This window comes from bacterium (Candidatus Blackallbacteria) CG13_big_fil_rev_8_21_14_2_50_49_14 (assembly GCA_002783405.1).
Lineage (GTDB): Bacteria > Cyanobacteriota > Sericytochromatia > UBA7694 > UBA7694.
The window spans coordinates 153071-178943 of record PFGG01000080.1 but is presented as its reverse complement, the minus strand read 5'-3'; the positions used below and the strand labels follow the sequence as shown (position 1 = coordinate 178943).

The 25873-nt window shown below is 49.5% G+C and carries 24 protein-coding genes; 12 read left to right on the top strand and 12 right to left on the bottom strand.

Features of this window, described 5'->3' with window-relative positions; genetic code table 11:
* Positions 1-2: 2 nt before the first annotated feature.
* On the bottom strand, positions 3-1118 hold the full coding sequence (locus COW20_23800) for a hypothetical protein (protein PIW44669.1): 1116 nt from the start codon (positions 1116-1118) through the stop codon (positions 3-5).
* A 198-nt stretch (positions 1119-1316) separates the two neighbouring features.
* On the opposite strand from COW20_23800, the gene COW20_23795 reads away from it, so the two are divergent.
* From COW20_23795 to COW20_23780, 4 genes are all read left to right on the top strand, one after another.
* The gene (locus COW20_23795; GenBank protein ID PIW44668.1) at positions 1317-2309 is read left to right on the top strand and encodes a hypothetical protein; all 993 of its coding nucleotides are present in this window, start codon (positions 1317-1319) and stop codon (positions 2307-2309) included.
* A 10-nt stretch (positions 2310-2319) separates the two neighbouring features.
* Positions 2320-3171 (top strand): hypothetical protein, encoded by an 852-nt coding sequence (locus COW20_23790; protein ID PIW44667.1) that lies wholly within the window; start codon positions 2320-2322, stop codon positions 3169-3171.
* 55 nt (positions 3172-3226) lie between these two features.
* Positions 3227-3793 (top strand): hypothetical protein, encoded by a 567-nt coding sequence (locus COW20_23785; protein PIW44666.1) that lies wholly within the window; start codon positions 3227-3229, stop codon positions 3791-3793.
* Between the two features lie 81 nt (positions 3794-3874).
* Positions 3875-5020, top strand: coding sequence for a hypothetical protein (locus COW20_23780; protein PIW44665.1), 1146 nt, complete (start codon positions 3875-3877; stop codon positions 5018-5020).
* Here the strand turns inward: COW20_23780 and COW20_23775 are convergent.
* From COW20_23775 to COW20_23765, 3 genes are all read right to left on the bottom strand, one after another.
* A complete protein-coding gene (locus COW20_23775) occupies positions 5017-6849 on the bottom strand; it encodes a hypothetical protein (protein PIW44664.1) in 1833 nt (610 codons plus the stop codon). The two genes, COW20_23780 and COW20_23775, sit on opposite strands and share 4 nt — an antisense overlap.
* 2 nt (positions 6850-6851) lie before the next feature.
* A complete protein-coding gene (locus COW20_23770) occupies positions 6852-7781 on the bottom strand; it encodes a hypothetical protein (protein ID PIW44663.1) in 930 nt (309 codons plus the stop codon).
* A 135-nt stretch (positions 7782-7916) separates the two neighbouring features.
* Entirely contained in the window at positions 7917-8102 is a 186-nt protein-coding gene (locus tag COW20_23765) for a hypothetical protein (GenBank protein ID PIW44662.1), read from the bottom strand.
* 186 nt (positions 8103-8288) lie between these two features.
* On the opposite strand from COW20_23765, the gene COW20_23760 reads away from it, so the two are divergent.
* The 6 genes from COW20_23760 to COW20_23735 all read left to right on the top strand — a co-directional run bounded on the left by COW20_23760 (position 8289) and on the right by COW20_23735 (position 16072).
* Positions 8289-9692 (top strand): hypothetical protein, encoded by a 1404-nt coding sequence (locus COW20_23760; GenBank protein ID PIW44661.1) that lies wholly within the window; start codon positions 8289-8291, stop codon positions 9690-9692.
* Between the two features lie 28 nt (positions 9693-9720).
* Positions 9721-10296, top strand: coding sequence for a hypothetical protein (locus COW20_23755; protein ID PIW44660.1), 576 nt, complete (start codon positions 9721-9723; stop codon positions 10294-10296).
* Positions 10297-10349: 53 nt separating this feature from the next.
* Positions 10350-10553 (top strand): hypothetical protein, encoded by a 204-nt coding sequence (locus COW20_23750; GenBank protein ID PIW44659.1) that lies wholly within the window; start codon positions 10350-10352, stop codon positions 10551-10553.
* A gap of 173 nt (positions 10554-10726) precedes the next feature.
* Positions 10727-11020, top strand: coding sequence for a hypothetical protein (locus COW20_23745; GenBank protein ID PIW44658.1), 294 nt, complete (start codon positions 10727-10729; stop codon positions 11018-11020).
* 9 nt (positions 11021-11029) lie between these two features.
* A complete protein-coding gene (locus tag COW20_23740) occupies positions 11030-13987 on the top strand; it encodes a hypothetical protein (GenBank protein PIW44657.1) in 2958 nt (985 codons plus the stop codon).
* A gap of 267 nt (positions 13988-14254) precedes the next feature.
* A complete protein-coding gene (locus tag COW20_23735) occupies positions 14255-16072 on the top strand; it encodes a GGDEF domain-containing response regulator (GenBank protein ID PIW44656.1) in 1818 nt (605 codons plus the stop codon).
* Positions 16073-16094: 22 nt separating this feature from the next.
* Here COW20_23735 and COW20_23730 read toward each other — a convergent pair whose 3' ends face one another.
* The 3 genes from COW20_23730 to COW20_23720 all read right to left on the bottom strand — a co-directional run bounded on the left by COW20_23730 (position 16095) and on the right by COW20_23720 (position 20021).
* The gene (locus COW20_23730; protein ID PIW44655.1) at positions 16095-17981 is read right to left on the bottom strand and encodes an ABC transporter; all 1887 of its coding nucleotides are present in this window, start codon (positions 17979-17981) and stop codon (positions 16095-16097) included.
* Positions 17982-18042: 61 nt separating this feature from the next.
* Entirely contained in the window at positions 18043-18813 is a 771-nt protein-coding gene (locus COW20_23725; GenBank protein ID PIW44654.1) for a trans-aconitate methyltransferase, read from the bottom strand.
* Positions 18813-20021 (bottom strand): carboxylate--amine ligase, encoded by a 1209-nt coding sequence (locus COW20_23720; GenBank protein PIW44653.1) that lies wholly within the window; start codon positions 20019-20021, stop codon positions 18813-18815. Before COW20_23720 ends, COW20_23725 begins: the two co-directional genes overlap by 1 nt.
* Before the next feature lie 305 nt (positions 20022-20326).
* Here COW20_23720 and COW20_23715 point away from each other — a divergent pair, with 305 nt between their 5' ends.
* Complete coding sequence (locus COW20_23715) at positions 20327-21574, top strand: hypothetical protein (protein PIW44652.1); 1248 nt, start codon at positions 20327-20329, stop codon at positions 21572-21574.
* Positions 21571-22521: a hypothetical protein gene (locus tag COW20_23710; protein PIW44651.1), complete on the top strand. Its 951-nt coding sequence runs from the start codon at positions 21571-21573 to the stop codon at positions 22519-22521. Before COW20_23715 ends, COW20_23710 begins: the two co-directional genes overlap by 4 nt.
* Before the next feature lie 8 nt (positions 22522-22529).
* Here the strand turns inward: COW20_23710 and COW20_23705 are convergent, their stop codons facing one another.
* The 5 genes from COW20_23705 to COW20_23685 all read right to left on the bottom strand — a co-directional run bounded on the left by COW20_23705 (position 22530) and on the right by COW20_23685 (position 25868).
* Positions 22530-22838 (bottom strand): hypothetical protein, encoded by a 309-nt coding sequence (locus tag COW20_23705; GenBank protein ID PIW44650.1) that lies wholly within the window; start codon positions 22836-22838, stop codon positions 22530-22532.
* Positions 22839-23049: 211 nt separating this feature from the next.
* The gene (locus COW20_23700) at positions 23050-23709 is read right to left on the bottom strand and encodes a hypothetical protein (GenBank protein ID PIW44649.1); all 660 of its coding nucleotides are present in this window, start codon (positions 23707-23709) and stop codon (positions 23050-23052) included.
* 95 nt (positions 23710-23804) lie between these two features.
* Positions 23805-24932: a glycosyltransferase gene (locus COW20_23695; protein PIW44648.1), complete on the bottom strand. Its 1128-nt coding sequence runs from the start codon at positions 24930-24932 to the stop codon at positions 23805-23807.
* Between the two features lies 1 nt (position 24933).
* Positions 24934-25548 (bottom strand): recombination protein RecR, encoded by a 615-nt coding sequence (locus tag COW20_23690; GenBank protein PIW44647.1) that lies wholly within the window; start codon positions 25546-25548, stop codon positions 24934-24936.
* 2 nt (positions 25549-25550) lie between these two features.
* Complete coding sequence (locus COW20_23685; GenBank protein PIW44703.1) at positions 25551-25868, bottom strand: YbaB/EbfC family nucleoid-associated protein; 318 nt, start codon at positions 25866-25868, stop codon at positions 25551-25553.
* Positions 25869-25873 lie beyond the last annotated feature (5 nt).

The window sequence follows — 25873 nt, the reverse complement described above, 5'->3', positions numbered from 1 at the left end:
GACTATTCCATGCCCAAGCGGCTGAAAGGCCCCAAAACATCTCCCTTGCGCAAATGCTGGCCCGGCCCAAGATGGGCCTGGTCAGCAATCAAAGCCGATTGCAAACGGCAATCCGAAGCCACTGAACTGCGGGCCGCGATCAGGCTGTTTTCAAGCTGGCAGCGTGCTCCAATTTGGGTTTGGGCCCAAACCGTCACATTCTCCAAATGGGTGCCCGACCCAATCTGCACATAATCCCCCAAAAAGACAGGGCCCTGCAGTTTGACTCCCTTCCCAATCCGGCAGTTGCGGCCCATCACAACCTGCCCCTGACATTCGGGCGGGCTTTCACAAAAGCCCCCCTCCCCCATCCAAACCTGGGTGTTCTCTGTTTTCTGCAGAATTTTGCCTTCGGGCCGCAAGTCGGTCTGTTCAAAAAAGAGCTTCTGGGTCGCCAGATACTCGTTGACAGAATTCCAGATACACAGAGGTTGGGCATCGGAATAGCCATAATAATAGGGAACAGCTTCAGCAAAATACTCAGAAAAAGAAGCCTTGAGCAGCGGAATGCGGGCCTGTAATAAATCTTCAAAGATATCTGTTTCGAGCAAATACATGCGTGTATCCTGGGTGGGTCGCACCCCCTCCTGCTCTTTCAGACTCACCTGATCTTCAGCATCAAGATAAACCTGCTTGAGCAGGCCGTGGGCCTGTCGCCCCGGCAAAAGGCGCACGCTGCAATCGGCCTGACACTCACGGTGAAACTTGAGAAAAGCGCCAATATTTACCAAATCAGGAAAGGGATCCTGAAGCAAAAGCACGGGCTGCTCCAAGGGCAGGCGATCCAACAATTCGTCGCGCAGGGTGGTTTCGGTATCGTATAAATGACGCATGAGCAGATAATCAATTACCAATCCCGTTCGGGCCAATTCCGCACGAATCGGATGCATCCAGGAAGCAGAGAGATCATCCAAAATAAATACCACCCGCTCCACGGAAGACTTCTTCAACTGCAAAAGCATATTTTTAAGCAGGGGTTGATTGCAAAACGAAACCAGAAACGGCACGGGCACATGCAAAAGCGGCAAGCTCCAGGAAGGAGAGCCTGAAAGACAAATAATGGCGGTCAGCGTATCCATAGGCGTCAAAATGCACGGTTGAATTTTTATTTACCCCCACTATACTGGGCTTTCGACGAATTGGCGATAGTCTTAAGTGCTTTAAATGTCTTCAATTCAGGCTGAAAAGCCAGAGTTGACGTATTTTTCTCTGGTCTGCCATAATGAATTTGCTTTGTACCAGAATAACAACCTTTAAACAGCTAAAGGATATCTGTCATGAAAATGTCTTCTCTACTCAACCCTACTTGGCTAACAGCCTTACTGAGCGCCTCAGTTCTGAGTTTCAGCAATTTCGCGGTGGCGGCCCCAGCCCCTCTTCTTCTCAGCCAGGTCCAACAGACAGATGACAGCGAAACCGCAGATGAAGAGCCTGAATTGTCTGAGTCAGAGCTGGTTCTGCCAGAAGAGGATCCCAATTATGTTCCCGACCCCAACCAACGCCCTCTTGAAGATGATTTCAGTCGGATGTTGCCCACCCAAAACCCTTGGTTTTGGCGTTTGGAGCTGCGCAATCAAACCGAATACAACAGCAATGTAGATCAGGTCGCTGGCGGCCAGGGCAGTGTGGTCAACCGCAGTATGCTGACCGGCATTCTGCGCTATACCTTCCCCACCAATACCCAAATCCTGCTGCGCAGTCAGGGCTTTTGGTTCAATAACTTCAATCTGGCGGGCCGCAACCAGATTTTGGGAATCCCCCTCTCAGCGACTGTTTCACAGTGGTTCGGCGACAGTTTCAATCTCTATGGCGGTTGGATACCCGTGCTGTCCAGTTCTTTGGGGCGCGACCCCAATGTTCAGCGTTTTGACAACGATTTTATGCTCGGAGCCACCTGGTATCAGTTCTTTGAAAAGAAACATATTCTCTATCTGGGTTACCAGATGGACTACCTCGCAGCCCAAAGCAATGATTTTTCCTATATGGGCAACCTGCTTTTCGCTGGTTACCGCCACAATATCACCGACGATCTTTTCCTGTTTGCCAACGCCCAGGTTCAGCCCCGTGGCTATTCTGCAACCCCTGAATTTCTTGATGAATTCAGGTTTGGTGGAAGTCTCGCCTTACAGTGGCACGTCCTGCGCCCATGGTTTATAATCGAAGCAAGGGGAGACTATAATCAGATCGTGAATATGGTAGATGCTCAACGCAGTGCGGGGATTTTCTCCATGGGTATCAATCTGATTACAGCGATTCAATCTGAAAGCTAGAGGAAAACGCATGATGAAAAGAATTTTACCGCTGAGTCTGACCGCCGTCGTTCTGGTTCTGGCAAGCCCCCACGAAAGTCAGGCTGATAGTGCAGCCCGTGTCGCCTGGACCCACAATACGGTTCAAATCAATCGCGGAGGCCATTGGATCAGCGCTTCGCGTGGCATGCCCCTTTCAAGTGGTACCTATATCCGCACAGGTGGGAATTCCCGCGCGCAAATCCATTACGCCGATGGTTCTGTGGTGCGCTTGGGCAGTCGTTCAATAGCACGCATCCGTGCAGCGGCCGCCAAACAAGTGCAGTTGCACAAGGGAAAAGCCTATTTCAAAGTTCAAAAACAAAACCAGAAAATGCGTGTACGCACCCGTACCGCTGTTGCCACTGTTTTGGGAACCGAATTTATGGTCAGTGTGGAAGAAAAACCCACGACCCAAAGCACCTTTCTACCCATGCCCGACCGCAGCAGCATGAATACAGCGCAACCCTTGGGTTTTGGCACCTTCCCCGTGGCACTCGCTCTGCCTGATATTATCACGCAGATCACTGTTTTTGAAGGCAATGTGGGCGTAAGTGGCCCCGACCTGCAAAACATGGTGAATTTGGGGGCTGGCATGATGACCCTGGTCGGCCAAGGCCTGCCTCCGGCTCCGCCTCAACCTGTGGATCTGAACAATCTGCGCCAACAGGAACCCGTTGCCCAGGACCCTCCTGAAAACAACGGGCAAACTGGCAATGGTTTTTCCAATAGCCCGGTTTCACCCGACAACCCGCAACAACAGGTTCAGATCAACCAGAATTCTCCAGGTCAGAATATTAACACGACGCCTGCCACGGGAGAACTTGAAGTCGTTATTAAATAGCCCCTTGTTTTGGCAAATCCGCTGCCTGAATTGTCGGCGTTCCGCCCAACGAGCCTTGTGTCGTGCCTGTTGGCAGCAAATTGAAAGTTTTTCTGATTCAGAAGCCCTGATAGGGGGAGATTGGCCTGAAATGGCCTACGGCCCCTATCAGGGTCTTTTACGTCAATTGCTGGGTCAAACCAAATACCACGGTCGCGCCCCTCTGGCACACAGCATGGGGTTTTATCTGGGAGAGTGGTTCCGACATTTCAATCGCCCGATACAGGCCATTGTGCCCATTCCCCTGCATGCAGAACGCCTGAACGAACGGGGTTATAATCAGGCAGAAGCTCTGGCGCGCGGTTTGTCTGAAGCCTTAAACAGCCCTGTGAGACCAATTCTGATCCGTAAAAAACTCACCCCCGCCTTACACGCACTTTCTTTAGAAGAACGCCGACTGGCCCTGAATAACTGCTTTGACACCGTCTCAGAGCGACAAGTGCAAAAACTGAGCGGAAAAACCCTTCTGCTGGTAGACGATATCTTCACCACAGGCGCCACCTTGGCAGAAGCAAAAAAGACCCTGCCGACAGAATCGGGGCTAAGTCTGACCTTGGCGCGTACACTCAAGCAAGACAGCTGAGTAAAAAATAATCAAGAAAAAAAAACCTGCTTTTGCTATAATAAGCACACCTTTCTAGAGTAACCCGATGGAGTAAAGCCGTTGGCTAAAACTGATCAGATTCTTATTGTGGATGACTCGCGTCAAAATATTTTTGTCTTAAGAACAGCCCTGGAACGACAGGGTTATTTGATTTCCAGTGCAGAAAGTGGGCAAGAAGCACTTAAAATTCTTGCTCATGAAATCCCAGATCTTATTCTGCTCGATGTCATGATGCCTGAAATCAGTGGATTTGAACTTTGCCGCAAACTCAAATCACAGGCAGAAACTGAAAAAATTCCTGTGGTCTTTTTAACTGCGCGCACCGAACAGGAAGATATTCTAGAAGGATTCAAGGCCGGGGGCGTAGACTATATCACCAAACCCTTCCGCGTTCAGGAACTCTTGGCACGGGTCAATACCCATCTTTCACTGCGTCGGGCCCAGGAACAGATCTCACAACAGGCCCTGCAATTTGAAAAACAAGCCTTGAAATTAGAGGTCTTAAATCAGGAAAAAGATGAGCTTTTAGCAATTGTCTCTCACGATCTGCGCTCCCCTCTCAATGCGATTTCAGGTGCAGCCCATATTCTGGAAGAAAATGCAACTCAGATTCAAGCAGAAGAAATCTCACAATACGCCCAAATGGTCGATCGCAATGCCCAACGCATGCGGGCGATTATCAGCAACCTGCTCGATATCCACCGTTTGGAAAATGGAAAAATCAGGGCGCATCCCCACTGGTTTTCTGTTCAGGAACTTTTGGAGCAAATCTGGTCAGATGCTTTGCCCTTGGCCAAAGAAAAAAATTTAGATCTGGTTTTAAAAACAGATCCTGATCTGCCAACGATCTGCACAGACCCGCTTCTCTTGAGAGAAATTCTTGATAATCTGGTCTCAAACGCCTTGAAGTTTTCTCCTCCCATGAAACAAATCACCCTGCACGCAGACTATCTTGAGCCCAAAATCCGCTTACAGGTAGAAGATCAAGGCCCCGGCTTCAGCAAGGAAGATCAAGCCCATATGTATGAAAAGTTTGCTCATCTTTCGGCCCGCCCCACTTCTGGAGAACATTCCACAGGCCTGGGGCTTTCAATTGCACTTCGTCTCAGCCAATTATTGCAGGCCCAACTGGAGTATGTCCCCCAAGAAGGCCCCAGCAGCACGTTTAATCTCTGGCTGCCGATGCGCTACCAGAGCCCAGGTTAAAACTGAAAGCCAATTAAATGCCAGGTATATAAAACCCAAACAAGGGCAAACGTAGCTCCTGCTTGCAAAAGCGCAAGGCCCCGATCCAAACGCCCCCAAGTTTTGAACTGGCTCCAAGCCAAAAGCAAAGCTATTACCGTAAAAATAATCTGAAAAAGCGGCAGAAGCAAGAGTCCAAATAGCCACGGATTCAAGGGGTCCTGCCAGGCCAGACTCATTTCACCGGGCAAGGCCTCATGGAAAAAGGCCAAGGGAAAACCCAGCAAAAAGACCCAGCCACAGGCCGCAGCAATGGCCATTAAAAGAGAAGGATCTGAGGTCTCGGCCTCTGAACGCTCCGCTTGGGTCAGCGGTTCTTCATGGTTCCAGAAATTATAAAACTGACGAACGGAACAGAGCAGCAAACACAGCGCCAAAAACAAGGCCATCGCCGCTTGTACAAGAGGATGCTTCTGCCAGACAAGCGGAAAATACACCCCCTGCTGGCCCTGCTCAGAATGCAGTGCAAACCCACCTTCCGCCAGTTTGCTGAAGCGAAGTCGCTCTGATCTATTTTGGCGCTGGTATTCAAGCGGGCCTACCGGTTCCCAAATCGTTTGGCCTACAAAGCCACCAAAAGGATCCAAGCCCTGGCTGCTAAGCGTGAGAACTCCCGTTGAATTTTCTTCAACCTTCAGCAGGCCCCGATGCAAACGCGCCAAGGCAGCCAGACTCTGACGGTGAAAATGGGGATACCCATAAAGCCCTGAAACCCCCTGCTGTGAAGCAGAAACAGAAGGTTTTAGTTTGGTAGGCTGCCAACCCAAGAGTTCATAGGCCCATTCCCAAATCAAATCACGGTCTTCGCGCCCCAAACTCAAATAAACAGCTTTTTTTTCACGCGGCTGCACCAATAAAAGCTGAGAGACGCCTAAATGATGGCTTTCAACGTAAAACAGTCCCTCAGCCCCAGCCAAACGGTAAACCCCCAAAGTCGGCTCAGAAGCCTCTCTGCCAGAAGAAAATAAGAGCGGCGAAATGGATTCCATGCCCACTTGTGTGCCCGCCCATTTCTCAAGCATTTTTCCCATTTCAGCAACACTGAGATAGAGCTGATCCTGCAAAGGAGCCGTACTGTAAAGCCGCTCAGGATAAGTCAAGAGACGCTCTTCTTTGAGCAGATGGCCCTGTAAACGCCGTTCAGCAGCGGGCAGGCCCACATGAAGGGATTTTAAACCCCAGGCTGCTTTGATCTGATCTGCGACAGGTTTGTTGTTCAGTGTTTCAAGTAAATAGCCCTCCAAAACCGCACCCCAGCTGCCAGGCGTAGGCGTGCTGCCAGGCGCCAGCACCAGGGGTTTTAAACCATAGTTCAGATTTTTTTCCAAACTGGGAACTTTGCGTGAATTTTCAACCCAACGCCCCGCCCACCATTCAGGGAAACCATCGCGGTGAGAAAGTAAATGACGCAAGCTTAGGGCACTCGAAAAAGGATTGACGACCTGAAGCTTTTGCAAATAGCTGTTAATATTCTCATCCAAATCCAGTTTGCCGGCTTTCACATCCTGCAAAAGCAAATTGCTTAAAAAAAGCTCAGACAGCGCATCCAGGGGCAAAAGTGTGTTTTCTGAAAGTGGAATCTTCGCTTTGTGCCTTTGCACGCCAAAGGTCTTTACCAGCACAGGATGACCGGCAGCCACCTGCAAAGCAACAGCCCCTGGAATCTTTTCAGCTTCCAGACGATGCCCCCAGTCCAAAGCAAAGACAGGGGGCATCAAAACGCCTGAAACAAGCACAAAAACGAGGAGGGACAGGAGGGCCGAAGCCCCCCTGCCCTGAAGTTCAGACAAAATCAGTGAGAAGCCAAAATGGCTTCAATACTGGGATACAGACTGCGATTCTGAGACCAGTAATCATAGATCTGGCCATTGGCAAGTACAACCCAAACGCCATGGTATTGATCATCCTGAGACATAACGCGCACCATCTTGTCGCCATTTTTGAAGGTCCAGTGGCGGCCGTCAGCATAATAGTGATCGATATTCATACCCTGGCGGGTCTTGATATGGAATTGTTCGTTGGGAATATCCCAGCTGGTATCTACCACAAACTCTATCAGCTGCCAGATATTGCCAGAATCAAGGAAACCCTGATCAACAGCCAAGGCTGAGTCATTGGGCAAGCCAAACACCACATTGCTGGGGAAACGGGCTGCGGCATATTTCAGGCTGCCTTCACGGCCCCACTCATGGTGAAGTGTACACATGACATTATGGGCAAGGCCAAAACCAGAGACATCATGAGAACCGGCTTCTACAGCTCCCATCATATAAGAACAGAGTTGATCTGCACCGGCAGAAAAGCCAACCGTCAGCAAGCCCCGATCCTGACGTTCATGCAGAATTCGCTCAAACATATAGGGGTCACCATAATAACGCTCACCCAAGGCATTGTAACGGTTACGTCCAAGGGTGCTGCTGCCGCCACCCAAAATCACAACCTGGGTATTCACCAACCAGTCAAAGAGGAGATCTACGTCTGCTTTGGACATCTGATCGTTCCAGTAAAAATTGCGGGGTTCAAGGCCCCATTTACGGAAGAACTCAAAATACCAACGAAAAGTTCCCCAACTGTATTCCTGGCTGTCTTGACTTCCCATGGACATGGGCAGATAGAGCACGGTTTTGTTGAAAGGATCTTTTAAAGCCCGTTCGACAATCCACCAACGGTGAATCTCTTCGCTACGGTTATGTGAGCTGTATATCAATGCTGTTGGAAACATAGCTACCTCATTCAGTGTAATTATTGCTCTGGTTGTGCCAGGAGTATATTAAGAGTGACACTCCACCCCCCTGCAGGCATGAATTTTCGTACTTTGAGTTTTACATCGGAATGGGAAAATCAGCAGCATAAGCTCTCATTTCCCAAGTTTCACGTCTGCTCTGCCCGAGCGACCGATGGGCATTACCAAGAAAAATAATATCACAGAATACAGTCCACTAAAGTCAGCAAGAAACTGAACGAAGTCAGCGAAGTTCAACTCCATCAGCTTCTTCACCCCCCAGCCAAAGGCAAGGCAAATAAAAAATGCCCTCTCAACCAAACAGAAAGTGACTTAAACTGTTAAATAAATCCCAGCCAATATTAAATTTTAATTAAATGACGCTCGTCTCTTCAGGTTTCTATCTAAGATAGTGACTAGAGACTTTCTGAGTAAAATAAGCAGAAGCGAGGAACACAACACGCAATGGTAGCAGTGGGTGGATACCGGTCAGTCCCAAGTAATATCATGCCCTTCGGGGATATCGAGTTTGTTCTGATGCAGTTGCGTGCTCAGAATCTTGAAAATCAGGAAATCAAAACACGCAACACTTACCGTACCGTGGCACGGAATTATGGCGATGTGAATCTCGAAATGACCGCCGAGCTAACACGCAATGTCACTGTACCGAGCAATATTGCGACCTACAGTATGCCCATGGGCACCCCTCTTTTTATCGAAAGTATGCGTGCAGACTCGGTTCGCTACGCGGGTTTGGTCTCTTCCTCGGGAAGTGCCACCACCCTGTCTCTCGACAAAAGCCAAACACCGTTTGAATCTTTGTTGCATGTCGGCGAAGAAATCGAAGTCAACGGCGAGCAACGTACGATTACCAATCTCGGTGTAGCCGGAAACACCGTGACCGTTACGGTTGGTGCTGCCTTTACCAATTTGGTCGGCGGTGTTGTGCCCCTGGGTTCCATGGTTCTGATCAAAGGCCATGATTTCGTCAACCCTCACATGACAGCAGTCAACCGTCTGACCGATAAATACGGCAGCAATATCATTGATGATAACCGCTATCAGGTAGACCGCCTGACAGGCCTGATCCGTTACCGCCCATCTTTTGGTTCATTGAATAACAGCATTTGGCATCCAGACGCCCAGCTCAATAAGCCCTATTATTTTGGACGTGAAATGGAAATTCGCCGTATTCCACCACCTGCGGGCCCTCCTGATCCACCCAATGGTTTGGGCGATGGTGTGGCCAACAACGAACAATTGGGCATGCGCGATGACCCCGTAGCCTCAGGTTCAAATCCTTTGGTTCCCATTGCTGCCCCCAATGTTTTAACCAATTATGGTCGCTCCTATCCCGACGGTGAATTCAGCAATATTCGCATCACGGCTCCTCCGGGTGTCACCTTTGAGGTTGAGCTAAATGGGGCCAAACTGGCGATTTACAGTGACCCCACAAACGGTGCGGGAGCCAACCTGACGATCCCCTTCTTTGATCCTGATTTTAACAATGACCAACTCAAGGGCGCCCAGGATATCGACCCCGATGTCTATATCCAACGCTTTCTGAAAAATGGCAATAATAATCTCGTGATCAAAGCAACCTCTACCGTTGCTGGTCAGAATGGAATACGCGTTGAAGGTATTTTCAATGGGGTCAACCTTGAAACAGGAGCTGTCGCAGGTATAAAGCCACACTCCGCAAGTTCCGTAATTACCTCAGACTGGTCAGCTTCTCAACACAGCGTTTTGGGAATTGCTGGCAAAGTTGATTATGATTTGGGCGATCGGGTTCGCCTTGAAGATGTCAACGACGAAATTCAGAAGGCCCAAGGCGTTCTTGAATCTTTAACCACACTGATCTCTGGGATTGATATCAATCCCTTGAACAGTCTGCTCTCTATAATTAGATAATCTGCTTTCAAGCTTTAGGAGGAATTTAATGGCTGTACCTGTTGTAATCGGTAAATCAACTTTTGACTATGCGCCTCTGCGCCAAGAACAGTCCCGTCTGTCGAAAACCATGGTGATTCCCAGCCCACGTGATAAAGATGACACGGCTCAAACCTTAGAAGTAGTGGATAACCAGGCCACCCCTTTCAAATACCCGACCTTTATCAAAACCTTTTTCGACAAACCCGGCCAACTGCCCCGTTTTGAGCTTTGGATGAAAGACAACTTCGACCAAGAGTACAATCTGGCCCAAGGCGCAGCCTCGATTGGTATCAATGATGACCCCTTGGTTGCAGGTTTTACCGCCCAAAGTAACGTTGCAGCCAATTACGTGATCAGCCCCGTAACGGGTGAAATTCGTTTGGGCGGCACACTGAATGCCACCACAGGCTTGGTCACCGGCGGCACACTGGTTGGAACCGTCAAATTTGATGGGGTCACCGGCTTGGCTCTGGCAGCGATCAATACCCGCATTGCCGATGTCAGCAACGCGGTAGAAGGCATGACCAAAATTCTGAGCGTCGTCTCCGGCAATTTGGACACGACTTTGAACCTGATCAAATAAAAGCCCTGTTTGTTGAGTTGATTTAAAAACAAGTCCGTGAAAGAATCACGGACTTGTTTTTTTGCAAAATTGCACAAGGTTCTGAGGCACAGGAATCTACCCATAATCAAATGAGCCCCCAACCAAGCGCTGATATTTTCTTAAAGTCAGCTCAAAGCCCTTCAATTGTAAAAAAGCTACAGTCAGATTTAAATTCAGATGGTATTATTATCATTAATATTCAAATACATAGTATTGGCCTGTTTTTAAGAGCTTGAGAGTCATATCCATGAGACAATCTGAAAGAGGCTTTTTCAGAAAAAGGACAGCGGCGGTTTTTTACTTCGCAGGACCTTGTTATAATGTTTGAATCATGTGATTTTAAGTATGAGCGTCGGAAAGGCCTCACAAAGAATTCACCTGCAGAGAGATTGGGAAGATCTGAATAAGCATGTTACTTGTACTTGAAAAACAAAATCAGTTGAATTCAGGAACCTTTCTGCAGAACGCCCGTCTTTGTGATGAGCTTGCCTTGAGCCGCAAAGACAATGAAGAGCTTAAAAACAGGAAGCACATCTGGGTGAATTCTGAAACAATGAAATTTTTATTGCTCAAACAAGGTTTTCTTGCTGAGCAAATCTGCCTGCTGCCGCCGAAAGGCCCTGATGGCCTGTCGGAACAACTTAAAGAGTTGCATTATCAGCTTCGGCACCTGAGCGAAAAACTGAAACTACTGAGGAGCTAATTCGCTATCATGAAACGACAACTTGCTTTGGCCTGCGCTGCTTCACTCCTGGTCGTCGGCTGCCCGGCACCCCAGCAGGTAACATTGGACATCTTCCGAATTGAAGGGGATGTCTATCTGCCTCAGGGAGACACTTCTCTGATTGCCCAAGCCCCCCTCAATCTAATGGGCCCAGTCAAAAGCTTTATCGATCCCCCAGCCCAGGCAGCCACCGGTCTGGTCAAAGCACCTGCTGGCATTGAAGTCCGTCTGATTCGGATTGATGACGATGGGAAACCCGTATCAGCAGAACCCTATGCCACCGTCAAAACAGATGCCAATGGCCATTATCAGCTTGACCTCCCCACCGATCAGGTCAGCTTGCCAGCTTCCAATCTGGTGGTAGAAGCCGGTAACTACGCCTCAGGTAAATTCCTGCGCAATTTTGCGACCAGCGCCAATCTTGACCTTTCTCCCGTTACCACGGCCTCGGTTCAGTACCTGGTGGATCGCAACGAACCCCTGTTCTCTTTTCCATTGAATGTCATTGCAGAATCGCAAACACTTGCCAATCAAGGCACCCAGGAAATCAACTACGCCACGGTTCCGCTGGCTTCTGCTATCAGCAATACGCTTGTCAGTCTCAAATCCAACGCCACCTTGAGCACCCGTCTGGATCAACTCATGACCCGCGTCATTTCTGGCAGCGTCTTGGCTCCCAGTGGTCGGGTCGCCAGTGTTCCCCCCGCTATGCGCCTGGATAGCTGGCTGGTACCTTCTGCAGAAGCCCTGAGTGGCTTACAGTCTGTAGGCTCCAATGTGCGCGTCAATCTTTATAAAATCGACAATAACGGCAATACCCTGGGTCAGGCCCTGGCCACAACACTCACCCGCTCTGACGGCAAATACAGCCTGTCTTTGCCTTCCGAAGCCCTGATTTCCAGTGAGTTTGTGGTAACAGTAGGCAGTGGCTCCAGTCAAATGCGCGCCATGCTCAGTGGCAGTTCCAGTCTGAATATTTCTCCCCTGACAGAACTGACCACCCGTTTAATTCTGAACAATGGCACTCTTTTGAACCAACCCAAAATTCCGATCACAGAATTCAGTCCTCCAGAGATCAATGCCGTACTGGATGCCGTGCAACGCAGCACTGACAGCACCAATCTCGGCGGAGCCAGTAATATCTTTGCTGTTATGTCTGTGATTGAGCCTGTCGCGCAAAACAATAGCACCGTTAAGAACGTACTCAAAACCGTCGCAGGAACTCCCAGCCCCACCGTCAGCAGCAGCTTGCCGCCCTCAACCGCTCAGGACAGCATTGTTCTGACAGGTACAGCTCCCGCAGGCGCAGTGATCAGTGTGGAAGGTGGAACTTCAGTGGTGCAGAAAGCCCTGGCTGCAGGGGAAACGGCCTTCTCCATTACTGTTCCTCTCAAACGCAATTCTTCTCATCAATTACTCGTCAAAGCCACTGTCAATGGTCTGACCAGCTTGCCCACTGTCGTGAGCCTGCGCGCAGACACGCTTAACCCTGTGATTGATACCAATAAAATCATTGCCCGCAACCCCAGTGGTCAGTCCTTTGAAACCATCATTACCGGTTCTTCTGGTGCCATCGCTGACAGTGGCCGTTCTACCCTGGTCATTCAGGGCGGAAAATTGGGCAATGCCACCACGATTCAAACCGATGAAACAGGCGCATTTTCTGCCAATCTGGCAGCTGACTCAGGGGATCTCCTGAGCTTAACGGCTATCGACGAAGCAGGCAACCGCTCAACAGCGTCGATTGTCGTGGGCGGCCCCGGCCCGGTGGTCACCATGGTGCGCCAGGAATCAACCATTGGCCGCGATTCGCCCTTCGCAAGCCGTGTCGTGACCATTGAAGGTGCAGGCTTTGATTCAAATCTTGCCAATAATACGGTCACCTTTATCAGCCCCTTTGGTCAGGGCAGTACCAATGCGGCGCGTTCAGTCTCTTCAGATCGCCGGACCCTGGTCGCCCCTGTCGTGGAAGGCCTGGCTCAGAAAATCAGCGACCTGCCAACTGAAGTCAGGGTCAAAGTCAATGTCAACAATATTGACAGCAATGATACCCGCAGCTTTACCCTTTTGCCCTCGATTACCCAAATGATTCAAACCCAGCTGAAAGGCAATGGGCAATCTGAATTCTTCTATTATGACAAGGGGCCAAACTTCCAACATATCCTCATGACCAGTCAATCCGCGAGCGATTCCAGCATCTGGCTCATGGATATCAACGGCAATGTGCTGAACCGTGATTTGGCAAGCAAAATCACCCACGATTCGATCTTCCGAGATCTGACCATGGACAGCAGTGGCAATATGCTGGTCAGCAATTTTGATGCCGCACTGCTGGGCAAGGCACGTCAGTTGCCCGGCGTTCGTTCCACCTACCGCATCAGCAAATACCAACTGCAAGGCAGCGGTGCCGAGCGTCAGCTTTTCAGCCGCTTGTCTGAATCCGCTGATTTGGGTGCAGAACCAGGAGCTATCGCCTTCAGTTCCAGCAATAACAAAATCTATGTGGCCTTGCCCAGCAAAGGTCAAATCATTCGCATGGATTATACCGGTGAGATTTTTGGACGGCCCGAAGTTCTGCTCGAAGGCCTGCCCAAACCGATTAAAGACATTGAACTGGATGCTGGTGGAAGATTTATGTATATCACGGTGGGCGACAGCGTCAGCATGTTCCGCTTAACCCTCAATGCCCGTGGCGACGTAGATTTGTTTGAAAGCAATTATGTCGCTCCCATGGGCAATGGCAATGGCCGTTTAACCGTCGATGGCCTGGGCAATATCTATGTCACCCTGGGCACAGGTATTGAACGGATCGATGAAAAAGCCAAACGCAAAAACCTGGTACCTGTACTGGAAGGCAAACAGCCGACCGTGGGTCTGGTTTACGTAGAGGGCAATATCTTCGTCAATCAGCTGAATGTCGCTGACTTCTTCCGTTTGAGCCCCTAAAAATTTTCAATCTTAAGCGAGGTGATCTTGTTCAGATCACCTCGCTTATTGCTTGCTTCAGGCCAGTGAAAAGGCGCAGACAGTGCAGTTCTAATCCACATTTTTAAAGACCCTGTGGTAAAATGGGCTTGTATTCTCCACTCAAAATGATGACTCTTGCACAGAATAACAGTCTGTGGGCCTGAGAACCGTAAACTTGGGATTCTCCGCTTCCCGTCAAGAGATTCAGACCGGAACAGATAGAGGTTTCGCAAAGATGAATGAACCGTGGGCAAAAGCCAGATTTCAGGCACCTGTTCCATGAAAAAAGTCCTGATCATTGAACCCTCAGCACAATTGTGTCAAAAAATCATTGATATTTTACATGTCAGTGGTTTTGAGACCCTGACCGCTGACAATGAAACCACAGGACTGGCACTTGCTCAGGAATATACGCCCGATCTGATCATCTACAGCCACGAAACCCAGAAAATAAAGCCCCAAGAGCTGGAAGAAATTCTGCAATCCGATCTCGATACCGCCACGATCCCCTTGATCTGCATTATTTCAGAATCCATGTATACCTTCAAAATGCTCGAAAAGACCTTTGATCCAGAGCGCTATCTGATCAACCCCTTCCGTCCCGAAGAACTGATGCTCAAGGTCAACCAGCATTTGCCGATCAATACATCCTACCGTCATCTGGCCGTCGCGACTTCACCTGTGATTACCAATGTCAACATTCCAGCCCACTATTACGACAGCATTACAGGGCTGCCCAACCATATTCTGCTCCACCAGGTGCTGATCGAAGACGTACAAACCACCCCCTCCGAATTTCTGGTGGGGGTACTCGTGATTGACCTGGATCGTTTTCGCACCATCAACGATGCCCTGGGCCACGACAATGGCGATCTCCTGCTCAAGGCCATCAGCCAACGTCTGATCAACTGCGTGGGCAGCAATGAGCGGGTCTTTCACCTCGGCGAAGACAAATTCGCAGTGCTCTTGCCCGACCTGATTCAAGAGCAGGATGCCGCCAAAGTCGCCAATGATATTATTCATGAAATCAAGCAGACGATTCCCTTTCAGAATCACGAACTCCACATTACCGCCAGTATCGGCATCAGCCTCTATCCCACCGACACAACCGAAATCAAAAAGCTGCTGCGCTGTGCCGAAACCGCCATGTATCAGGCCAAAGAGCAGGGACGCAATACCCTGGAGTTTTACAGCAGCTTTATCCGCAGCAAGGCCTATGATCGCCTCAATCTTGAAAGCGGCCTCTACCGCGCCCTCAAGCAAGAGGAATTCAAACTCTACTACCAACCCAAGGTCGATCTTGAACAAAACAGAGTCGTGGGCATGGAAGCCTTGATTCGCTGGCACCACAAGGATTTTGGCTGGGTTTCACCCACCCAGTTTATCCCCCTGGCCGAAGAAACCGATCTGATTCTGACAATTGGGGAATGGGTTCTGCAAGAAGCCTGCCGCCAGAATAAGCTCTGGATGGATCAGGGCTATCCCGAACTGTGTGTAACCGTCAATGTTTCAGGCCAACAGTTCAAACGCATGGATATTGTCAAACTGGTCAACCACGTGCTCGATCAAACTCAATTGCCGCCTGAATGCCTGCAATTGGAACTGACTGAAAGCGTTTTGATGAAGAATATCAGCAATACGGTGGTCAAACTGGGCGATCTGAAAAAACGCGGAGTCTCGATTGCTGTCGATGATTTCGGCACAGGCTATTCCTCGTTGGCCTATCTCAAACGCTTCCGCCTGGATACCCTCAAAATCGATCAATCTTTCGTGCGCGATATCGACAATGATTCCGATGACGCGGCGATTGTCTCTGCGATTATCAATATGGCGCACAGCCTGGGCATGACCGTGGTGGCTGAAGGGGTTGAAACCCGCAAACAGCTCGATTTTCTGCGTTCACACCACTGTGACCAGATTCAGGGCTATTATTTTGCCAAGCCCTTGCCCCCCGAAGAATTTACCAAACTGCTCGACCGCGATTTTGACAACAGTCTGAAAAGCAAAGAAGAGCCCGCTGAAGCCGTGGTCAGCGAAAGCCTGAGCATGCCCAGCGACGATTGAGAAAAAACAGTCTCTAAAGCGCTTAGAGAGTGGAATCCTGGTTCCCCTCAGCCAGCTCTGCCAGTTCCAGCCAACGCATTTCTTTGCTCTCAATTTCAGCTTCGATCTCACCAAAAGCCGCTGAAAGCCTTTGCAAACTGCCTGCCCCCAAATCTCCAGGATTGGCGAGCTCCTGCTCCAGCTCAGCCTTGCGCTGCTGAAGCTTTTCCAATTCCTGCTCAAGCCCCTCAAATTCCTTCTGCTGTTTATAACTCAGACGGGGCTTGTTCTCACGTGGGGGTTTGCGTTCAGCAGGTTTTTCTTCACGGGCCTGCAGGCGTTGGGCTTTTTCCTGTTCCTGCTGGGCCAGCCAGTAATCGGTATAATTGCCCGGAAAATAGCGAACCAGCCCCCGGCCTTCAAAGACAAACAGGTGATCCACCAGACGGTCCATAAACCAGCGGTCATGTGAAACCACGAGCAGATTGCCCTGAAAATCCTGTAAAAAGTCTTCAAGCACTTCAATCGTGGCAATATCCAAATCATTGGTGGGCTCATCGAGAATCAGAAAATTGGGATTGCTGAGCAAGACGGTCAAGAGATACAAACGGCGCTTTTCACCCCCACTCAGGGTCGAGATCTGCCGCCAATGCACGGGAGCGGGAAAAAGAAAACGCTCCAGCATCTGTGCGGCGGTGATCTGTCCGCCCCCCCGCACAGGCAAAACTTCAGCGATTTCTTTGACTGCGTCAATCACACGCTGATCTTCACGAAAGGCCATATTCTGCTGGCGGTAATAGCCCAGTGAAACCGTTTCTCCCAGCACCCTTTCACCCTGGTCAAGGTCTTCTTCACCCGTAATCAGGTTCAAAAAAGTACTCTTGCCGCTGCCATTGGGGCCGACTACGCCGATCCGATCCCCCCGTGAAAAGGTATGGCTAAAATCGTTCAAAAGCACCTGGGGACCAAAGGCCTTGGCCAAATGGTGAAGCTCCAGAATTTTCGTGCCCAGACGGGGCATCAAAATATCCAATTCCAAGGCTTTTTCAGGTGCGCCGGCGTTCAATTCCTCTTCCAAGGCCAAAAAAGCCTCTGAACGGGCCCGCGATTTGGTACCCCGTGCCCGAGGCTGTTTACGGAACCAGACCAGTTCACGGCGATAGCGATTACGTGCCACTTCTGTTTCGCGTTCTTCGCGGGCCAGACGGGCGTATTTCTGGGCCAAGTAGTCACTGAAGCCCCCACTCACCCGATAGAGCTGGCCCCGATCCAATTCCAGAATTTCATCGCAGACCGCCTCTAAAAAATAGCGATCATGGGTCACCATCAAAAGGGTCATGCTTTGCGCTGTCAGGTATTGTTCAAGCCATTCCATCATTTCCAAATCCAGATGGTTGGTCGGCTCATCCAGAATCAGAAAATCTGGCGCATCGATCAAGGTCTGAGCCAAGGCGATTCTGCGCTTTTGCCCACCAGACAGCACAGCCACAGGTTGCGAAAGCTGGTCAATTTTCAGCCGCGAAAGAATCTGCTGGGCTTTGAGCTGAAAATCCCAGGCATGCAGACGATCCACCTCGGCATAGGCCTTTTGAATCAGCGCCGAATCATGGGTTTGCAAAGCTTTTTCATAGGCCTGAATGGCCTGAAGCTCGGGGCGCTCAGAGGCATAAAGCGCTTCCAGAATCGTGTGTTCCGGGTTCAGACGGGGTTCCTGGGGTAAAAAGCCGACCCGTATATCGCGCGCCCATTCAATCCGGCCCTTGTCTGCAGGCTCTTCGCCTGCCAGAATACGAATCAGGGTGGTTTTGCCCGTGCCATTGCGCGCCACCAGTGCTACACGTTGCCCCTTGCTGAGCGAAAAGGCCACATCTTCAAATAAAACCTTGTCATGATAAGCCTTGGACAGGCTGTCTACACGCAAATAAAACACAGGCGCCTCCAGAACAGGAATACTCTATTCTGCCACAGGCGCCCAAAGAGCGGGGCAAGTATCACTCAGAGGAAAGCGGTTTGCGAGCCCAGATCAGAATCCGGCGAAAGCCATAAAAGACCGGGCTGCGTGGAAAAAGGGCCGCCAGTCGCTGAGAATAGCGCTCTAAAAAGACAGCTTCCAGCTCAGGGCCCAAACGCTCAAGATAGGGCAAAAGCGCAGTGCCTTTGACCCATTCCACCAAATCTGCTGAACTGTCGAGCAGATGGGGGTAAACCTTTTCAAGCACCACCTGTTGACTGGCTCCCAATTCATACAGTCCCTGGGCATAGGCCTCTATTCCCAAGACAGGAGACTGACGGCTCCAGCCCTTTAAAGCGGAATAAAAAGGTTCTTCTGCAGCCAGTTCAGTTAAAAGCTGATGCGTGGGATGGCTGTGGTTGGAAGGCATTTGAATCGCCAATTGCCCCCCCGGGCGCACACGTTCCCACAGTGAAGCAAAAAGGACAGGATGATGATCCACCCACTGCAGGGCGGCATGTGAAAAAACCAAATCCCAGGACCCCTTCAGATTTTCAAGCGGCGTTTGGCGAAAATGCAGAGAGTCATCGGCCCATTCACGGGCCTTGACCAGCATTTCAGCAGAGGAATCTACCCCCAAGGCTTCGCTTCCGGGCAGCGCATCGCGCAGGCGGGCGGTCAACTCTCCCGTGCCACAACCCAAATCCACAAGCGAAAGGTCAGGCTCAATCGAAATCAAACCCAAAAGGTCTTCAAAGGGTGCAAAGCGCTCGGCTTTGAATTTCTCATACTGTTGCGGATTCCAACTCATCAGACACCTGCCTGCCCAAAGGCCACCACTGCACGTGCGGGGATCTCTCGTGTGGCTTGAATAAAGGCCAGTTTTTCAAGCAGCTCAAGTTCATCACCTGAGCGCAGGATATAAAAATAATCGCCCATGGCCTGACGGAAGATCGGACTGAGTTGACCGTGTTGAACCATCCAGGGCCCACAGACCTGCAATACCTCTTCATGCGAATGCAGATAGGCTTTGTGAAATTTTCGCCCCCCATAACCACAGTGATAAAGTCGTGGAACCTGGGCATTGAAATGGTTAAACAAAACCACATGGGCCCATTCCCGATAGAGGTCAAAATCATTGGAATAGTTGAACATATCGACCGTAGGCCCACCGGGGGGACGCATATTGATCTCAAGCACCACATAATCGCCTGTTTCAGGACGGCGAAAGAACTCAAAATGAAAGAAGCGCTCCTTGACATCAAAAAGCGTAAGCATCTGCATTCCCAAGTCTTTCAGCTCGGGGGGAACTTCACGCAGGGTATAGTAATAGACATGGTCATTGCTGTTGACCACTTCCATAATGCCGGAACTGTAAACCGTCGAGGTATAAAAAACAGGTTTGCCGCTGCGATCGGTCAAGCCATCAAAGCTGCAGATCTGCCCACTGATAAACTCTTCCAAGATATACGGCTCCTGGGGCTTGTTTTCAAAAACAGCCATCAATTCAGCAGCATCATGCACCTTATAAGTATGGTTGGCACCCACTCCCGTATCGGGTTTCATGACCAGGGGATACCCCACTTCTGTAGCAAAAGCCAAGGCATCTTCAAGGCTCAGCACCACCTTGCCACGGGCACAGGGCAAGCCATGGGCCTGAAAGACTTTTTTCATTTCGGATTTTTTCTTGATGCGCTCAATCGTGTCGTTTTTAATGCCGGCTACGTTAAAATCCGTACGCAGGGCGGCTTCTGTTTCGAGCCAATGCTCATTCAGGGACTCAATCCTGTCGATTTTTCCATACTGATAGGTGATCTGACCACAGATCCGAATCAACTCTTCGTAATTGTTCATATCTGAAACCCAGAAATAGTCACTCAAAGCCTCTTTGACATGGGGTTTGAGAAAATGAGGCGGTTCATCTGCCAAACCAATCACCTGGGCTCCCATTTGTTTAAGATGGGCTGCATAGCGAAAATGTTGTTCTGGAAAATGGGGGGATAAAAGCACAATATTCATGTATCATTTTCTCTTCAGAGCAGAATTACCGCATATCTTAACACAGCCCCAGTCTCTTGGACAGGACGTTTGACACACCTCTTCAGCCCAGAAATAAAACGTCTCTCTCCCTTTCTGGAAAACTCTCAAACCAACCTGATATAATAGCAATACCTTTCAGGGTTCCATAGGAAAAACCAAGCGTGACAGACTTCGCTTCGCTTCGCATTGCATACCGTGGCTCCGATCTTCCAACAGAGGTAAAAAAAGCCTTGGAAACATTCGGAGTCGCTTTTGAGTTGCCAACAGGGTCACCCGATCTGCTAATGGGTACTTTTTCCGCTGAAAACGCTACCCGCGAATGGCAGACCTGGCGCCAGGAAGCCCCTGAAGCCTGGGCTCTGGCCCTGGTATCCGCTGCAGATCAAAACAAGGCGCTTTCCTGGCTTGAACAGGGCCTGATCGATGATTATCTGTGTTTTGACAATTTTGACGAAGCCCAGCTCAAACGCGGTCTTTTAATGGCCTTTCAGCACCACCAAAAAAGTCTGCTAGCAAAACAGAAGCTCAGTGCCCGCCTGTCTGGATTTTCAGAGATCATGCTGGATCTGTTGGCTGAATTTTCTGAACAGGGCATCTACCTCTATGCCAGCCCGTCCCACCTTACCACCTTGGGTTACTCACCGGAAGAACTCAAGGGCCACTCGCTCTTTGATTGGGTTCATCCAGAAGATCAAGGCCTGGTCGCAGAAGGACTCGAAATACTCAAAAGCCAGAACCACTATGGCCCAATTGAATGCCGGTATCGTCACAAAAACGGGCATTATCTCTGGCTTTCATGCCAAGCCTCTCAATTTCACGATGAGCAGCACAGGAGCCTAATGGTCGGCGCACGTGATATTACCCATCTCAAAGAAACGCAGTTCAAACTGGAACGCTCCTTACAGAACCGGGAATACCTGCTGCAAGAAGTTTATCACCGCGTCAAAAACAACTTGCAGGTAATCTCCAGTATGCTCAGCCTTCAAGCCAGACGAAGCGAAGATCCTCAGACTTCTCGCGTGCTTCGCGAGACCCAGAACCGTATTCTGACGATGGCCCTGGCGCATGAAAAACTCTATGAGTCTCATAACCTTGAAAAAATAGATATTGCTGAATATCTGCGTGACTTAAGCCAATATCTTTTCCACGCCTATGGCATGGGATTGTCTGCCATCTCGCTTGAGCATGAGTGTGAATCTGTACACATGGATATTGATCAATCCATTTCCTGTGGTTTGATTGTAAATGAACTGCTTAGCAATGCCATCAAATTTGCATTTCCCAAGCACCATACCTGTGAAAACTGCGTAATCAGCCTTAAAATTCGCTCTCTCGAACCCGACCTATTCGAATTGGTGGTGCGCGATAATGGAATCGGTTTGCCTTCGCAGATCGAGCCCCTCAGCCCACAGACCTTGGGGCTGCGACTGGTGAACAGCCTCAGCCGACAACTCGGGGGGCGGATCTTTGTAGACAATGAGAGCGGAACACGGATCAGCATTCTGTTTCCACGCCAGCGGGAGGCCCCATGACCCCTTTACAACGTACGATTCTGGTCGTCGATGACGAGACGATGATTGCAGAAGATCTGTGCGAAAGTCTGCAGGAAGCTGGCTATCGTGTATTGACCCCGGCACATTCGGGCCCAGACGCACTGCGCAAAGTCCAGGAAGAGTCTCCTGATTTGGTGCTCATGGACATTAATCTCAAAGGGGATATGGATGGCATCAATACCACCCAAGCCATTCAAAAAATTGATGACTGTGCCGTCATTTATCTGACCGCCAATGCTGACAGTCAAACTCTGCAACGCGCAAAGATGACAAACCCCTTTGGCTATATTATCAAGCCCTTTCGCGAGCGAGAACTTCATGCCATGGTTGAAATTTCGCTGTATCGCCATGCGCAGGAAAAACAAGCCAAATTACGTCAGAATATGTTTATGCAAACCCTCGACAATACACCTGATGCGATCTTGGTCTTAAACGAACTGAATGAACTTCAGTTTATGAATCCCTCCGCAGAGGCACTCTTAGAGACCACCCTGCTCAATGAGCAGGGAAAAACATTGCAGGAAATTGCACGATTTTATGATCCTGAGAGCCAAAACCCTGTTGATTCTTTCGAAAATATCCGAAAACTAACCCCCTTGATTTTAATGTTAAGAAATCAAAAAAGGTGCAAGGTAAAACTTTTTACAGCCGCCTTACACGATACACAAGGCAAGTTTCAAGGACGCGTGCTCAATTTATACCAACAGGCACAAGCAGAAGCCATCACACCTCCGCAACAGCTCCACCCTGCGCACGATGTCACCACCATTTGTGCTTCATGCAAACAGATTCGTATGCCCAGTGGAGAATTTTCAAATTTTGAAACCTATTTTCGGCAATACTTCCAGGTAAAATTCAGCCACGGCATTTGCCCCCATTGCTTTGAGCAATTGTATCCCAACTATTTAGAAACGCTCAAAGACTGAACCCGAGCTTAATATTCCTGTAAGCGATCCAGATCGGCCAAGGCCCGCTTCAGGCGTTTTAAATCCCGAGGAAGTGCAAGCGGAGCAGAGAGAACAGGTTGAGGCGGTTCAAACTCCTCAAGCACATAACGGAAATTGGCCTGGAGATCGGGCTCCCACGAGCGACTGCGCGGTCGCCGGGAGACAGGCTCAGGCTCTTCAGACTCTCGCTTGGCAAGCGCCAACGATAAAGCCACGCGCAAAGTTTCACGTGTATTTACGGGCAATGTTTGTCTGGATAAACTTTCACAAAGAACATCAACTTGAGCATACCCCATTCACACAGGCCTCTTTTCCCTCAAACCTTGCTGCCTTACACCCAAAAGCTCAAAGAACACAAAAAATAAAATATGAAGTGACAGCGAATATTCTTATTAAAACTTAAAACACTCAGGATCTCAAGCCCCATAAAAGCAAAAAAACAGCCAAAAGCTCCTGCCTAGAAGACAGGAGCTTTTGTTTGCAAAAATTCAGGAAGCGATTCTGAAATTACTGGTTGTTATAAGCAATTTCAACATCGGCGGGAGCAAATTTGCTGGCTTTTTCAAAGATCGCCTGCAAAGCTTCAGTCGGAGTGACGAAGGTATCTCCCTGGGCCAGTTTCAAGGCATCGCCAGCAGTGGAAACAAAGGCAGATCCCATCAGTTCGCCACCGAGGGAGATTTTGCCATCTTGGTTGACATCTTTGCCATTAATAATGCTGAAGACACCTGCAGCAGTGGCCTCTGTACCTTGATGCGGAATGGTGCGTTCAGCTTGAACGACAATCTCATCGCCGCGTTTTTTAACTTTAAAATCAAGAAATGCCTGCTGATCATCGGTACGGGGGGTCGTATCAGCAATGCGGGCAGGCAAAGATGCCGCAATATTGCGGGCATATTCACGAATAACATCTTCCTCTGTTTCTGTGCCTGCAAATTTCAATAAATCAGCTTTGGTAATTTTGGTATCATTGCCAGAAAGCTGCATAAACGCATCAAAGGGAAGATGCTGAGCTTCGTTGATATCAATACCATCACCCAGGATTTCACCCTTATCGAGTTTAAACTGTGCTGCTAGACGATCAATATCACGGGTTTGAGCGGCAGAAACGCGCTCCTGAATAATTTCGGGTTTAACACGAATTGAAAAGTTTCCCATGGGAACCATTTATCCTTCCTTTTTGCTATTTTGATTATCGTCGATCGCGGCCTCAAACTGAACTAAAAAAGTAAAATTAATTTCAAACATATATTAATTTGTGATTAATTTTTCGACTTTTCCAATGCCTTCTCAGCGGCTCGCTCGGCTTCTCGTGCCAATAATTCCGATACGGCCTGATAAACCTGAGCCACCTGAATATCCTGAAGACAGGTCAAGGCTTCACAGGTGGTCTGGCGCACAGCCCAGAGGCAAGGGCGACAGGAAGTTCCGGCATGAATCACGCGGATATTTTCAGCTTCAGGCGGCAAAAGCTTGGTCTCATCGGTTGGGCCAAAAATCGCCACCAACGGTACATTCAAGCCCACCCCCAAATGCATGGGAGCAGAATCCACACAGATCATCACCCCTGCTCTTTGAATAAAGCCTCCCAATTGATACATATCACGGGTTTGGCCATAAATCGAAAGTAAACGGGGGTCTTCAAGATGACTGGTCAGATAGGCCAGTTCTTCTGCATCGTCAGGCCCTCCTGCCAGAATCACGGTGCGTCCCTCCTGCAGGAGTTGGCGAATCAAGGCTTCCCATTTTTCAAGCGCCCAACTCTTAATCAATTGTTTTTGTTTGCTCAAAAGACTGACTCCGGGATGGATCAAAATATAGGGCTCTGTCACCCCCTTATTTTTCAGCCATTCATCCACCCAATGCCTGACACTGTGAGGAAGATAAATGCCCGGAACAGGGTTTTTATTGGGAAAACCCAAAGGATTGAGCAAATCATGGTACATGCGGGCCGCATATTGCTCTTTGTTCAGAGCCACAGGATGGGTCAGCAAAAATTGAAAGCGGGGGGTCGCATAGCCCACACGCACGGGCGCACCACTGAGAAACAAAAGACAGGCAACCAAAGGGGAGCCCCCACTTGAAATCAACAGATCAGGGGCCTCATTGCGTAAAATGCCCAGAAGCTCGAGCAGATCTCCGGGATGCCTGCGGTGCTTGATATCAAAGCAAAAGACTTCATCAATAAAGTAGTTTTGCTCCATGATACTTTTACAACGCGGCTCAACCACCACCGAAATACGAGCATCAGGGTAATGGCGGCGCAGGTCTTCAATCACCGGAAAAAATAAAATTTCATCGCCAATGCCACCAAAATTGATCAGCAGAATGCGGCGAAAACGATGATCCAGGAGGGCAAAATCCAATCCAGATTCCTTGCCGGATTCCATACTAAATTTCCCGCCGACCTTCCATGGCACGCGCCAGAGTCACTTCATCGACAAACTCTAAATCTCCACCCATGGGCAAGCCATAGGCAATCCGGCTCATGCGCAATTCAAGCGGGCGCAAAAGTTTCGAGAGATAGAGCGTTGTAGCTTCGCCTTCAACAGAAGGGCTCAAAGCAAAGATCACTTCTTCAATTCCACCGGGCTGATCCAGACGTGCCTGCAAACGCAGCACCAATTCTCTCACCTTCAGTTGCTCGGGGCCAATGCCATCCATGGGAGAAATCAGACCTTGCAGCACATGGTAGGCTCCACGGTATTCATGGGTTTTTTCCAGTGCTAAAACATCACGTGAATCCGCGACCACGCAAATAACTGCCTGGTTGCGATCTGCCTGAGAACACAATTCGCAAGGATCTTGAGCGCTGAGATTGCTGCAAATCGAGCAAAAATGAATCTGTGATTTTGCATCCAATAGTGCCTGGGACAATTCATCAACCTGAGACTGAGGTTGTTTCAAAATATGAAAAGCCAGTCTTTGAGCAGACTTGGGACCAATGCCCGGCAATTTTTGCAAGGCCCCCACCAGGCGACCCAGCGGGGGCGTAAGATAGGACATGGTTAAAAAATACTGTCCAGACCAGGGATCGGTAAGCCACCCGTAACGGCGCTCATCTGCTCAGAAGCTTTCTGATTGGCCAGCTCAACAGCATGATTAAAAGCAGTGACCAAAAGATCTTCCAACATTTCCAGATCATCGGGATCTACAGCTTCAGGTTTAATCCGTACGGATTTAACTTCATGCTTACCCGTCAAAGCAACCTTAACAGCGCCATTGCCAGCACTGCCTTCGATCACTTCTTCTGCGAGCTTTTCTTGAATTTCGAGCAAAGACTGCTGCATTTTTTGGGCTTGTTCCAGCATACTGGACATATTCATTTGAT